This window comes from Halomonas sp. MS1 (genome assembly GCF_024182575.1).
Classification (GTDB): Bacteria; Pseudomonadota; Gammaproteobacteria; order Pseudomonadales; family Halomonadaceae; genus Vreelandella.
Genome location: NZ_CP098926.1, coordinates 775,419 through 789,004 on the forward strand (window position 1 = coordinate 775,419; position 13,586 = coordinate 789,004).

A 13,586-nucleotide genomic window follows, 5' to 3' on the forward strand; every position below is an offset into this window, starting at 1 on the left:
TCAGCCGTCGTTAGCATCGGCGGCGTTATCCGCCGAAGAGAAATCAGAAGAAGCGGTCTCACGCCCAAGCGGGGCCGAGGCCAGCGGAAGAGAATTCATGCAGCCAGCACCCGCTGCTGCAAAGTAGCGGCGCGCTCTGGCTTGATCGTGTTCAATTTGCGTTTTTAGCGCATCAAAGTCGTCAAACTTCACTTCCCCACGCAAACGCGCGCAGGGGTAAACCGTCAGCCGCTGACCATAGAGGTCGCCTGAAAAATCCAACAGATGAACTTCCAGCGTGGGGCGTTTAGATCCCACCGTTGGCCGAAAACCAACATTCGCCACGGCGGGATAGCGCTGACCATTAGCCAGCTCGGCCACCACAGCAAACACGCCGCGCAGCGTTAATGGCTGAGGCAACAGCGGCAGGTTAGCAGTGGGCACACCAATGGTACGCCCTAGCTGCTGGTCGCGTACCACACGGCCATGCAGTGAATACGACCTGCCAAGCAGGCGTGCAGCCACGTCAAAGTTACCGCTGGCCAGTAAGGTACGCACGCGTGAACTGGATACCCGCTCGTCATCAACTTTAAAGGTGCGCGTGTGTTCGACACCAAATCCTTCCACCTGCCCGACAGTTTTAAGCAAGGCGAAGTCACCACGGCGGTCGCAGCCAAAGCGGAAGTCATCACCCACCACCAGATGCTTCACCCCCAAGCCCTTAATTAGCACTTGATCGATAAACTCGCGCCCGGTCAGGCTGCGCAAGGCATCGTTGAAAGGCAGGCACAGCACCTGTTCGGCACCATGATCACGCAGCAAGCGAACTTTTTCACGCAGGCGGGTAAGCCGCGGCGGTGCTTGATCACCGGCAAAAAACTCCCGCGGCTGAGGCTCAAACACCACCACGGTCAACGGCACCTTCAAGCGCGCCGCATGCTCACGGCACTGCTGCAGGATCGCCTGATGGCCGCGATGCACACCATCAAAATTACCGATGGTGGCAACGCAGCCTCGATGAGCCGCTGTCAGATTGTGCAGACCTCGAATGACGTGCATGGCACCTCTTTTTTAAAAGCCTTTTTTAAAAGCGTTTGCCGTCTAAAAGCATTTGATTATAACGAACGCGCTGATCAGGTGCAGGGTAAGATTACGTTCGCCCGGCCATCACCTTATTTATCACCCTAACGCTGCCTGTTTGCGCATCAGCTATTCATCTTAAAGTGACGCAGCCGCAGGCCAAACGCGGTCAGCCAGGCAAAATAAAGCCCACCACCCAGCACCACTAACCCTGCTACCCAGCGAATGCGCTGCCACAGTTCAAAATCAAGCCACTCCTGCCAGGCGGGGGCAGCCAGAAAAAGCGCAATACTCATCAACGCGCTACCGCCCACCAGTTGTACTGCGTAGCGCCCCCACCCCGGCTGAAAGATCAACACCTTCTGGCGATAGAGCAGATATCCCAGCAGCCCAGCATTTAAAAATGCCGACAGTGCAGTCGCCAATGCCAAACCTGCGTGAGCAAGCGGCCAAATTAACAGCAGGTTGAACACCATGTTAGCCACCATGGCGATAATGCCCACTTTGACCGGTGTTTTAGTATCCTGACGAGCAAAGAAGCCCGGCGCTAACACCTTGATCAGCATAAACGCCACCAATCCAAAGGCGTAAGCACGTAGGCTCATGGCGGCCATTTGAATATCGGTATCGGTCATTGCCCCGTAGTGGAACAAGGTAATCAAAAACGGTTCTGCCAGCACGGCCAGTGCCAGCGCGGCGGGCACCCCCAATAGCAGCACGACGCGAATAGCCCAGTCTAGCATTGCAGAAAAGTGTTCGGTGGACTGCTCCGCATGACGCTTGGAAAGCGCAGGCAGAATAATCGTGCCAATCGCCACACCAAAGACCCCAAGCGGAAGTTCGACCAACCTATCCGAATAGTACAGCCAAGACACGCTGCCCGCCGTTAACAACGAGGCCAGCACCGTATCCAGCAGTAAGTTAATTTGCGATACCGACACGCCAAACAGCGCGGGCGCCATCAGTTTCAGGATGCGCTTCACGCCTTCGTGGGCAAAATTTGGCCACGGGGTCGGCAACAATCCAAGGCGCAGCAAAAACGGCACCTGAAACGCTAACTGGGCAGCACCCGCAATCAACACCCCCCAGGCCAGCGCCATGGCGGGCTCTTCCATTAACGGCATTAGCAGCAGCGCCGCGCCAATTAGCGAAATATTCAGCAGCACGGGGGTGAACGCGGGCACCGCAAAGCGGTTCCAGGTATTCAGCACGCTACCCGAAAAAGCGGTTAACGAAATCAGTAGCAAATAGGGAAACGTCAGGCGCAGCATGTCGGCTGTCATGGCCAGCTTTTCGGGGTCACGCCCGAAGCCGGGAGCAAATACCCACACCAGCCACGGGGCGCCCAGCATCGCCAACGCTGTTATTAGCGCCAAAATAGCCGTCAGGCTGCCCGCTACCGCGTTCAATAGCTCACGAATTTCCTGCTTACTGCGCTGGGTTGAGTACTCTGAAAGCACTGGCACAAAGGCTTGGTTAAACGCCCCTTCGGCAAACAAACGACGCAGAAAGTTAGGAATTTTAAATGCAACGAAGAACGCATCCGAGCCGTTGCCTGCCCCCAAGAAGGTGGCAACCACCACATCGCGCACCAACCCCATCACACGCGACAACATGGTCATAGCACTGACCACTAACCCAGAGCGCATCAACCCGCGGCGCGGGGGCGACATATTTGCTTGCGGTGGTGTGTTGGCGGTCATCACTCAATCCATAGCGACTAAAACAAGAGACCCAAAGTCGCCGCGGGCAACGCGACGTATAGACACAAAAAAACCGGCCGCAGCCGGTTTTTTTATGGCGCCTGCCGGCTTACGCCGCCAGAGCCTTAATGCGCTTGTTCAAGCGGCTTTTCAGACGTGCAGCTTTCTTCTTAGAAAGAACGTCTTTATCAGCGATGCGGTCGACAACCGGCTGCATTGCCCGGAACTCTTCCATCGCTTTGCCATGATCGCCGGTGCTGATCGCTTTGATCACACGCTTGATGTAGGTGCGGACCATGCTGCGCTGGCTGGCTTTCAGGACGCGACGAGTCTCGGCCTGGCGGGCGCGCTTGCGTGCTTGCTTGCTGTTCGCCACAGGTATCTCCTTGGAGAATAAAGGTTGCCAATAAACGGCAACGGATTAACTATGTGTTTGTCGGTCGGCTTTCACCACGACATTTCCGTCAGAATCTTTCCACAATAACCAATTGATTTGGAAGCAATTAAAATACTGCCAAATGGTGTAACGAGCAGTTCAAAATCTGCCCGTCCACGGGTCTTGTCTGAGAGGATGGCATAGTCTATCACGCGTTAAGCGGGCTTGCCAGCGCTTGTCAATGCTTTTCCCGCACAGATTGCCACTCACCCGTTATGGCAATGCCTGCCCCGTTGGCGCCAGAATTTTGCGCAGAAAACGCCGCGTCCGCTCATCTTGAGGATTGGTGAACAGCGCTTCGGGCGGCCCTTGCTCGACAATTTGCCCTTCATCCATAAATACCACCCGGTCGGCGACGTCTCTGGCGAACTGCATTTCATGGGTGACCACAATCATGGTTTGCTGCTCGGCGGCGAGCTGTTTCATTAAGCTCAGCACCTCTTCCACCCATTGCGGGTCCAGCGATGAGGTTGGCTCGTCAAATAGAATCACATCGGCATTCGCGGCCATCGCACGCCCAATGCCTACCCGCTGCTGTTGGCCACCGGAAAGCGATGCTGGGTAAGCATCCGCCTTATCGGCCAAGCCAATGCGCTCTAAAATCTCCCTTGCCCGAGCGTGCGCCTGAGCCTTAGGCAGCTTATCCACGACAATCATGCCTTCGCTGATATTTTCTAACGCCGTTTTGTTGGCAAACAGCCCATAGTTCTGAAATACGAAAGCGGTTCGTCGGCGTAGCGCCAGAATATCGGCACGACTAGCACGCCGGGCATCGACCCTTAAGTCGCCTACCGTGATGTGTCCCGTTTCTGGGCGTTCTAGAAAGTTAATACAGCGCAGCAGGGTTGATTTACCGGTACCCGAGGGACCAATAATGACGATGATTTCACCCTGCTCCAGGTGCAAATCAACGTCGGTAAATACTGGCTGCTGGCCAAAACGCTTACTGACAGATTCGAGGGTGATCATCGCTGGTACGCCTTATTCAGATACGTTTCCAGACGGCGCTGGCCCCAGGAAAGCGCTTCCACCACCACCCAGTAAATAATCGCCACCAGCAGAAATGCTTCTAGATAGAGAAAGCTGCCCGAGGCTTCTTTTTGGGTAGCGCCCATCATTTCGGTGACACCCAGGGTAAACGCCAGGGAAGTCGCTTTAATCATATCGATGAAGTAGTTCATCAGCGTTGGCGTTGCCACACGGGTGGCTTGAGGCAGAATAATCCGCCGCATCAATTGAGACTGGGTCATACCGATGGACAGCGCCGCTTCGGTCTGGCTGCGGTCAATACCGACAATTGCCGCTCGAATGGATTCCGCCATGTAGGCCGAAAAGTGCAGCGTTAAGCCCAGAACCGCTGCGGTTACCCCGTTGATGGAAATCAGCGCATTAATCAGTTGGGGCAAGCCGTAATAGAACAAAAACAGCTGCACTAACAGCGGCGTTCCGCGAAAAAACGAGATAAACAGCATTGCCGCGCCGTTCAACACCGGCACTCGCGACACCCGGATGACCGCCAACAGGCAGGCAATGATCAGCGCCAACAGCATGGCGATGCTCGCCATTTGCAGCGTTAACGGTAAATAGCTCAGTAGGACCGGCAACAGGCCCCACATATACTCCACATTCAGCATGGTTATTCCAAGGTCAGTTTCGCAACGTCGCTATAAGCGAAACGGCCGTGGCAGTGCCACGGCCGCAATCAGTTGCTGGTCGTCTAAAGGTAAACGCCGCGATTATGGCTGGGTGATATCAGTATCGAACCATTTTTGCGATATTTCACCTAATGTACCGTTTTCACGCAATTCTTCCAGGGCGTCATCTACGCGGTCACGCTGAGCACGGCCCTCTTCATCATCACGAAACGGCAGCGCGTTTTCTATGATGGTGAACGGCTGGCCGGCCAATGCAAGCGGCAAGCCGCGCTCGCTGATCACCTGGCTGGCGCTAACGCGATCCATCACAAATGCATCGATACGGCCAAGCGCCACATCCTGCTCGACGTTGGATTCGTAGGTACGGATATCGATCTCATCGGCATTAGGCTGTTCACGCAGCAGCTGCTCGTAGTTAGAACCCAGGTTCACCGCAACGCTTTTGCCGGATAAATCTTCAACACCTTGAATAGTGTCGTTACCTGCCCGCACAACGACCTGAGCGCCATCGTAAACATACGGCGCGGTGAAAGCGTACTTCGCTTTGCGCTCATCGGTAATGGTAATTTGGTTGGCAATGGTATCAATGCGCCCAGACTCCAACATGCCTGCCAAGCCAGAGAAACTCGCTGTCACGAATTCAATCTCATCGCCAGTCACATCACCAACGGCGCTCATGACATCCACTTCAAAGCCTTTAAGCTCATCACGCTCAACGTATGTAAAGGGGAAATATCCCCCAGACATGCCGACGCGCAGCGTATCCGCGTAAGCAGCGGCAGACAGCACACCACCCACAACGCTAAGCGAAAGAACGGCAAAGGCTTTTTTCCAACGGCTCACATTCGCCATATTCATTTTCCCCTCTAGGGCACCGAAGCACCCTGCTTTAAACGTGGGCACTGGTTGCGACGTTCGTCGAATAATCACCAGTGCAATGAGGTCAAGATACCAGCAAAAAAGAAATAATAAACCTATTTTTTAGTTCTTTTTGGAATTTAGGAGCAACCGGTGGTGCTATCGTGATGATGGCGTGCTGACGCTGTTTAAAGACTCCAATCATCCAAATTGGCTGTAAACATTGCTCGGCTACTGCTATTCAAATTTTAAAACGATGGGGAAACCCATGTTTGCATTAGGTATTACTCCCATCAATTTTTTTAATAATTTTAGCAGGATGACCTGCCATAATAGTGTTCGGCGGAACATCACCAACAACCAAACTGCCCGCAGCGACAACAGCATTCTCCCCTATCACGGCAGGCCCAAGCACAGTGACACCAGAGCCCAGCCACACACCCTGCTTAATGTGGATATCTCTGCCACTATCAGGAACAGCTGTCAATCTTTCTAGGCCGATTTTTTCGTAGTCATGCGTTCCTGTCAGCAACATACAACGATGACCAAAAAAGCAATCCTTTTCGATTGTGATATGACCTGAACGTGTATTAAGCAAAAGGTCATTCAGAGGGATCGTAATATTATCTAGATGCAGACGGCTACGATCCCCCCATACTTTTGTCTGGCGAAGCTCTGTTTCTGCTAAATATGGGCTTAAAAGTTTTGCCAAAATCTGCAAATCACTTTTACTTGCGGTTCTTAGCAAGCTCAGAAACTGCGTTTCCTGTGTCATTTTTTAATCCACTGAAATAGCGTTAATTTTTTTTCCGACAATTTTATTGAAAAAGCTCTTTTCACTACAACCCTCTTCATTCATCAATAAGCGGTAAGCTAAATCGAAGCTTCCGTATGCTTTGCTCAAAATAATCGCCAATTTTTTACGCTGCTCTACAGAAGCCTCCTGCAAAGCATTAATATCTCTGACATATACTGCGTCAGCAGTAGTTAGCTGATTTATACCCTGATGAATCCCGCCATTGATTTTCATCGGTGCGTAAATTCGTTTTCTTTGCTCCAAAAGCGTATGCAGCATAAACCCATGCGCCCTCATCCATTGGTCAATCTCAGCAAAGAGTGGTTGATTTTCATAAAGCTGAATAAAGTTAACCTCTGTCTGAATAACCAAGGTATCTTTCAGCTTTTTTTCGCCGTTTCTAAAAACGTTAAGCTCACCGCCTTGGATATCAATTTTCAACCAGTCTATTTTTTCTATTTGGTCAATATCATCTAATCGTATGGTCTCGATTTCCTCGACCGACTTCACCTTTCCCCAGATCGGATATCCTTGAAAGTGATTAAGCACTAGGCTATTCGGCTTTAACGTTGAGGTCATACCCGAGGCTTGACAGATGTAAAGCTTGGCATGCTCTCCAGTACCGACTGCATGTGGCAGATAGGTCTCATTATCCCCTTTCATAGTTTGCAATTTTTGCAATGCTTCTTTCTGTGGCTCGAAACCAACCAACGTCACAAGCCCCTGCTTGAGCATTTCCGCATAAGGAGGCGTCCCATCGATAGGATTGGCACCGACATCTACCACGCTGATTGGCTCATCGAGCTTCCACAAGCTTATAGGCTTATTCTTTGTACGTGGCTTTTCAAACTCGGAGGACTGAGATGCAACATTACTACTAGCCACATCTTGGGTAGTATTATCGTCCTGTAATTCAGTATAACGATTTAATAATGCGTCAATATCTTGAGAAATATTGTCTGCTACTGCTTGATTAACTACGGGCAACTCAGATGTTTGCTTAGGCGTTACCACGTTATCATTATCAAACTCATTTACCGGGGCTTTCACCATCCCTTCTGAAAGTAAATATTCTTCTGCCTTTGCTTTATCTACACCGACCAAGAGTTCGTAACTCATATCGCGGATGCCATAAATAGTATGTAACAGAAAAGCAAGCTTGATGCGCTGGTGATTGCTTAAGTTGGCCATACGCTCATGGCTAGGCAAAAATACAGCATCAGCACTATGCAACTCCGTCGCCTGGCGCTGCTTGTCAGGTACGCTTTCTGGCAGATGGCTGCGGTGTTGCTCATTGTTGAAGCGGTAGAAACGGAAGCCGTGGCGGCTCATCCAGTGCTGCACTTCCGCGAGGTTAGGTTGGCGCTGGTGCGTCGGCTGAAAGGCAATACGCACTTGGATAAGAAGCGTATTTTTAAGGGCTTTTTCGCCGTTTTCAAGAATTGCCGTGGAATCGCTTAGATGATCAAGAATTAACCAATCCAAGCTTTCAAGCCCTTCGATGGCATCTAACGCAATAGTATTGATCGGCAGCTTGGCAAGCACATTAGTACCCGATGGGCTAACCCCGTGTTGCTCTCCGATGGGCAGCGGTTCCAAGGTGCTGCTCATTGTTGGATCTAAGCACGAATAAAGCGTTGCTTGATAGCCATCGCCTAAAACAGCATGGGTAAAGACTTGCACATCATTGCTGCCCTCAAACCGCTCGGAATTTGTTACTTGGCTTGCTGGATCGAAGGTCACTATGCCAAATGAATTTAGTTGTCTAAGGGTATCAATGCCTTTCTCAACAACTAATCTTGCCCCATTATCCAGCGCTATAATCTTGCTAGATAGCGACCATTTAAACCCAGCCGCCTCAGACCCCATGCTTTCTGCATAGACAACATCAACGGGTGTTTCTTCATCCGCAAACTGCGCCTGCCCAGTTTTATCGAACGTTAAAGCGGCAGGCTGCTTTCCTTCACAGTGGCGTTGCCAAATGGCACGCATTGCATTAGTAAAATGTTTTGCAAAGCGAGGCGCATTGCATACGGGTGACTCTATTAAAACTTGACGAAGGTGCTGCCTGATAGTGGCAAGGCTATCTAAGTCAGATGCAAGCTCCAAAACTCTTTCTCGATACTCTTGCCAAGAGTTCACTACAAGTTCTGGCATACCCGCATTGATCAAATGGGTAGCACTGTGGCGTCCTGCAAAGGTCGGCCCCGGGAAAGAAACGACTGGAACTCCCATAAGAAATGATTCACAAGTGGTCAGTCCACCAGAGTAAGGCCAAGGGTCTAAGGAAATATCAACTTTATTATACGCATTTAAAAGCTCAGCGTGCGATGAAGGCCCTTCAATAAGCAATCGATCACTCTCAATACCAAACATTTCCATTGTTTCTTTAACTTTTCGACAGCGCTCTTCACTTTTATACTGCATGCTTTTTAGCAATAGCTTAGAGCCAGGCAGCGCCTTCATTATACTAGACCACTGTTCCAACACTACATCATTTAATTTATTAGCATTATTAAAACAACCCAATGTTACAAAACCATTCTTAAACGCAGGCAATGGCTCCACATCTGGCTCATATCCATTTGGAGGTACATAGCAAATATAGTCATCAGGTAAGCGTATTATTTTTTCGACATATGCTTCATCTACACTTATAGGTGTCTCAATACTATCACTGATCAAATAATCAATGGCCGACAAGCCTGTAGTGTTAATCAACCCGCCCACCCACTTTACCTGTATCGGAGCTGGGCGCATACTTACTGCCAATATTCTGTTACCTGCATTATGACCAGCTAAATCAATCAGAATATCAATGCCATCATGTACAATCTGCTCAGCTACCTGCTGATCCTTTAAGGGCTGCACGCTCATCCATTGTGTAGCTACTGATTTCAGCCTTTCGGTAATACCATCAGAAGCATGGTTCGTACTATAAAAATAAAACTCCATCTGGTCTTTTGGAACACATTCTAATGCCGAAGTAATCATTCTTCCAACAGGATGCCCACGAAAACCATCTGAAATCAATCCAACTCTAAGGCGTTTTTTAGAATTATTGTGACTAGCATAAGAAAGCGTGGTAACACTTGATAAAAATTTACTTTCCCACTGCTTACATAGCGCTGTAATCTCCTCACCTGTCTTATCAGGGTGGTAGTGATATGTAGTAATGATATTGGAAAAAGGGCCCGGCGCATGGGGATTAACTCGATGCGCTTTACCGTAACTTTCAAGTCCTTTATCAAGATCTCCAATAGCATTATAAACATTACCCAGATTATTCCAGGACAAATAATTATTGGGTGCTAATTTTGCAGCTTTTTCAAGCGCATCTCTTGCTCGACCATACTCAAACTTCTGCATCAAAATATTGCCCAATGTGTTAAGCATATCCACATCGTCGGGCATTAACTCGCAGGCTATTTCGGCATGCTGTAGCGCTTCATCAAAACGTGCCTGGGTATAATAGATGTAGCCCATATAGTGTTGTGCTTTAGCATAATTAGGGCGTAACTCGATAGCCGCTTGTAAATACGCCAACCCGCGATCAGGGTCGCCCAATTGATGCGTCATTCGCCCCTGTAGCGCTAGCACTTCGGCATCATTTGGTTGTAAAGAAACTGCGCTATTTAATGCCTCAAGCGCTTCTTGTAGATGCCCTGCTTCTGAGAGTTCTGCACTGAGCTGCTTCCACGCAGAAATATTTTTTGGCTGACGCTCCGTTAGCGCTCTGGCTTTCTTCAATGCTTGCGTTGTTCCTCTCGTATCCAAAGTGCGCTGGCGAGCATTATTTGATGAGCGATAGGGCTTTTTATTCGACATGGTAGAGAACATCCTGAAGGCGGTTAAGCTATACATGACATCATATCTGATGCCCCTTCCCTCCAAAGGTACGAAAAGCGCTGAATATACTTGTTAACTGAGTTCATTCCAGCCGCAAAACAAGACAGGCCTCCATAAAGGAGGCCTGTAGGTAATCCGCAAGTACGGATAAGTAGTACGATGGCTTAGCCCAGCAGTGAAAGTACGTTCTGCGGAATCTGGTTAGCCTGTGCTAGTACAGAGGTACCCGCCTGCTGCAGAATCTGTGCACGGGTCATGTTAGCTACTTCTGTTGCATAGTCAGCATCTTCGATACGTGACCGAGCAGCAGAAAGGTTGGTTTCGTTAGTCTGCAAGTTGGTAATCGCAGAATCAAAGCGGTTCTGAACGGCACCCAAGCCCGAGCGCAGCTCATCGACCTGTTTAAGAGCCGCATCAAGCTTTTCCATCGGGTTAGTGGACGCAGAACTTAGCAGGTCTTTTGCACCCAAGTCTGTGCCAGTAACAGTATAGGCAGCAGTGGTATTACCAGTAGCGACAGCGGCTTCTGAGGGATCAAGTGCCACTTGGAAGGTTACCGCAGTGCCGGAAGTCGCTTCGATGCCCTGTAAACCAAGTGCTTTTGCTTCAGCGTTATTTTGAGCAGTAATGGTAACGTCAACGTACCAATTACCATTATCATCAACTTGAGCAGTTGCAGCACTGTCTACACCGGCGGCACTAACACCTAAGTTTGTAGCCAAATCGGCAGAGAAGTCGTTAACAGTATTGGTGGTTACACCAGTACCCTGACCGTAGGCAGCTTCATAATCTGCAGCGACAGCTGCGCCAAGATTCTCACCCGGGCCGTTTACATTGAAGCTGGTTAAATTTAGTGTGTCAGAAGTGATTTTTTCCAGGACAACGTCGATAGACTCACCGTCGTTGGCACCTACTTGAATAGACAGGCTCTGATCTTCGGACAATACTTTAACGCCGTTAAAGTCAGTCTGTTCTGAAATACGGTCAATCTCGGTAAGACGCTGATTGATTTCGTCCTGGATGGATTGCAAATCATCCTGGCTGTTGGTGCCGTTTTGTGCCTGTACGGTCAACTCACGAACACGCTGCAAGTTATCATTAACCTGGTTCAGGGCGCCTTCAGCAGTCTGTGCAACGGAGATACCATCGTTAGCGTTACGCTGTGCTTGAGACAAACCGGTGATCTGACTGGTCATACGGTTGGCGATGGCTTGGCCAGCTGCGTCGTCTTTAGCGCTGTTGATACGCAGACCAGAGCTCAGACGCTCCATAGACGTGGTCAGGGCATTTTGTGATTTGGACAGGTTGGACTGGCCAATCATGGAGGTAATGTTGGTATTGATCACTGACATGGTGTGATTCTCCTTGCATGAACACTGGCCGGAAGGCCTGCTATTCGGCCACTTTGTGCGCCGTTATTAGAATTAACGGCACGGCGGGGGGAATCTTTAGGGTGATTAGTAAAAAAAGATGTAATGTTTGGTAACTGTAGGGTGAGAGGCTTACTTTTACTAGAGCAACAAATGGGCGGCTTGCGCCGCCCATTGCGGGTGCCTCGCTTCGCTCGTTACACCGCACTACTTATCTGTGGCTACTCAACCGAAGCGTTAAGGTTATTTCTTGCGGCCTAACTGATTATCCAGGGCATCAAACTGCTGGGTGAGGTAGGAACTCATGCTATTCATCTGGGCAATCATCGCATCCAGTTGGCCGAACTGGGTGCGGTAGCGAGAGATGGTGCCTTCAATGGTTTTTTCCATACGCTCGAAACGGTCGTCCAAGCTTTTAACACGATTTTCCGCGCCACTAATCGCCAGTTTGACCACCCCGTTATTGCCCAGCATCTGTTCGATAGTGGTGTTTAGCCTACCCGCCATGCCGTCGCCCTCGTTTTCACCGGCAAAAAAGTCATTGAGGGCCTGGGGGTTATTGGCGACCAAGTCATCTAACGTCTCTTCATCGACCTTGAGCTTGCCATCTCGTTGCAGAGTGATGCCTAGCTGGTTAAGGGTCGACAACTCACCGCCTTCTACCCCGCCGGTTAATACACTGCGCAGCCGGGATTCGATGGTACGCACGGTGTTGTCGCCCACTAGCTCGCCAGCGGTTTCGCTATCACCGGTAAAGCGAGTGAGTTTGCCAATGGTGCCTTTTAAGTCATTAAACGCTTTTACAAAGCCATTAATCGCTTCGCGCTGCTTTAGCGTATCGCGCTCAATATTAATGGTGCTGGAAGCTGTTTCGCCGTCCACGATATCAAGCTCAGTAAGATTTAGCGTTACGCCTTGAATCGCGCCTTCAATACTGTTTTCCGCACTACTAATCGCAATGCCATTAACTGTAAGCGCAGCATTTTCCCCTGGGCGCTTTGTTGCCGCACCTTCAGCAAAGGGGCCAGGCACTACGGTGCCACCGGCACCAACAAAACTAAAGTTTTCAATAGAGGCGTCTGCACCGGTCGTTTTAGAACTAAGTTCCAGCCGATAGCCGGTGCCATCGTTGATAATCGTGGCGTTAACACCAGCTTCTTTATCAGCGTTAATGGCATCACGAATATCCGCAAGGCTACTGCCTTCTACGATGTTGATCTCGACGCTCTCGCCATCGCCAAAGGTCAGTTGCAGCGCGGTCGCCCCTTGTAGATCTAGGGCGGCGTCCCGCTCTCCCACGCGGTTTGAGGCCAGCGTGCCAGAGGTGGCCAATTGGCTGACCTCTACCCGGTAGCTGCCCGGCAGCGCATCTGCGGCGGCAGTCGCTTTAATGGCATCGCCACGCACATTGGCGGAAAGGCTTTGGTAGAGCTTGGGGTCGTTGATTTTGGCGACCGCATCTTGAAACGAGTTCAGCGACGTTTGAAGTTGACCGAAAGCAGAAATTTTCGCCTGCTGCTGTTTCTTTTGAAGCGTAATTGGCGCGAGCTTGCCCCGCTCAGCCGCTTGAAGCTGATCAAGCAAACCACTGAGATCAAGGTTAGAACCAACGCCAAGAGAGGTTATCGTCGCCATGCGGGGGTATTCCTCAGTGCAAAAGGCTAAACCATAAGACCCAGGCACGCATGCGCACGCCCGTTTATTTAACAGCACTGCTATCGGCAGAAAAGCGTACAACTTTAGCGCCTTTTCGCGCTTTCGCCGCTTTTCATACTTTTTTACTAGAAATGGGAATTTTCTAATGAAAACGCCTGCAGGAAGCAGGCGTTAGCGTAGGCGTTCAACAACCACCCAATTACT

10 protein-coding genes are annotated in these 13,586 nt (G+C 50.2%); all 10 read right to left on the reverse strand.

Annotated features, from left to right (window positions below; genetic code table 11):
• Window positions 1-1,038 carry a bifunctional riboflavin kinase/FAD synthetase gene (ribF, locus tag NF683_RS03600; protein WP_253921271.1) on the reverse strand — a complete coding sequence of 346 codons (1,038 nt, stop codon included), beginning with the start codon at window positions 1,036-1,038 and terminating at the stop codon, window positions 1-3.
• A 146-nt stretch (window positions 1,039-1,184) separates the two neighbouring features.
• Window positions 1,185-2,762, reverse strand: coding sequence for a murein biosynthesis integral membrane protein MurJ (murJ, locus tag NF683_RS03605; RefSeq protein WP_253921272.1), 1,578 nt, complete (start codon window positions 2,760-2,762; stop codon window positions 1,185-1,187).
• 109 nt (window positions 2,763-2,871) lie between these two features.
• A complete protein-coding gene (gene rpsT, locus NF683_RS03610; RefSeq protein WP_009722795.1) occupies window positions 2,872-3,138 on the reverse strand; it encodes a 30S ribosomal protein S20 in 267 nt (88 codons plus the stop codon).
• Between the two features lie 273 nt (window positions 3,139-3,411).
• Complete coding sequence (locus NF683_RS03615) at window positions 3,412-4,167, reverse strand: amino acid ABC transporter ATP-binding protein (RefSeq protein WP_253921273.1); 756 nt, start codon at window positions 4,165-4,167, stop codon at window positions 3,412-3,414.
• Window positions 4,164-4,832 (reverse strand): amino acid ABC transporter permease, encoded by a 669-nt coding sequence (locus tag NF683_RS03620; protein ID WP_089040744.1) that lies wholly within the window; start codon window positions 4,830-4,832, stop codon window positions 4,164-4,166. Before NF683_RS03620 ends, NF683_RS03615 begins: the two co-directional genes overlap by 4 nt.
• A 102-nt stretch (window positions 4,833-4,934) precedes the next feature.
• A complete protein-coding gene (locus NF683_RS03625; RefSeq protein ID WP_253921274.1) occupies window positions 4,935-5,705 on the reverse strand; it encodes an amino acid ABC transporter substrate-binding protein in 771 nt (256 codons plus the stop codon).
• Window positions 5,706-5,988: 283 nt separating this feature from the next.
• Complete coding sequence (locus tag NF683_RS21335) at window positions 5,989-6,486, reverse strand: acyltransferase (RefSeq protein ID WP_089040742.1); 498 nt, start codon at window positions 6,484-6,486, stop codon at window positions 5,989-5,991.
• A gap of 3 nt (window positions 6,487-6,489) precedes the next feature.
• Window positions 6,490-10,335, reverse strand: coding sequence for an FkbM family methyltransferase (locus NF683_RS03640; RefSeq protein WP_253921275.1), 3,846 nt, complete (start codon window positions 10,333-10,335; stop codon window positions 6,490-6,492).
• 185 nt (window positions 10,336-10,520) lie between these two features.
• Window positions 10,521-11,708 carry a FliC/FljB family flagellin gene (locus tag NF683_RS03645; protein WP_089040740.1) on the reverse strand — a complete coding sequence of 396 codons (1,188 nt, stop codon included), beginning with the start codon at window positions 11,706-11,708 and terminating at the stop codon, window positions 10,521-10,523.
• Window positions 11,709-11,969: 261 nt separating this feature from the next.
• Window positions 11,970-13,361 carry a flagellar filament capping protein FliD gene (fliD, locus tag NF683_RS03650; RefSeq protein WP_089040739.1) on the reverse strand — a complete coding sequence of 464 codons (1,392 nt, stop codon included), beginning with the start codon at window positions 13,359-13,361 and terminating at the stop codon, window positions 11,970-11,972.
• Between the last annotated feature and the right edge of the window lie 225 nt (window positions 13,362-13,586).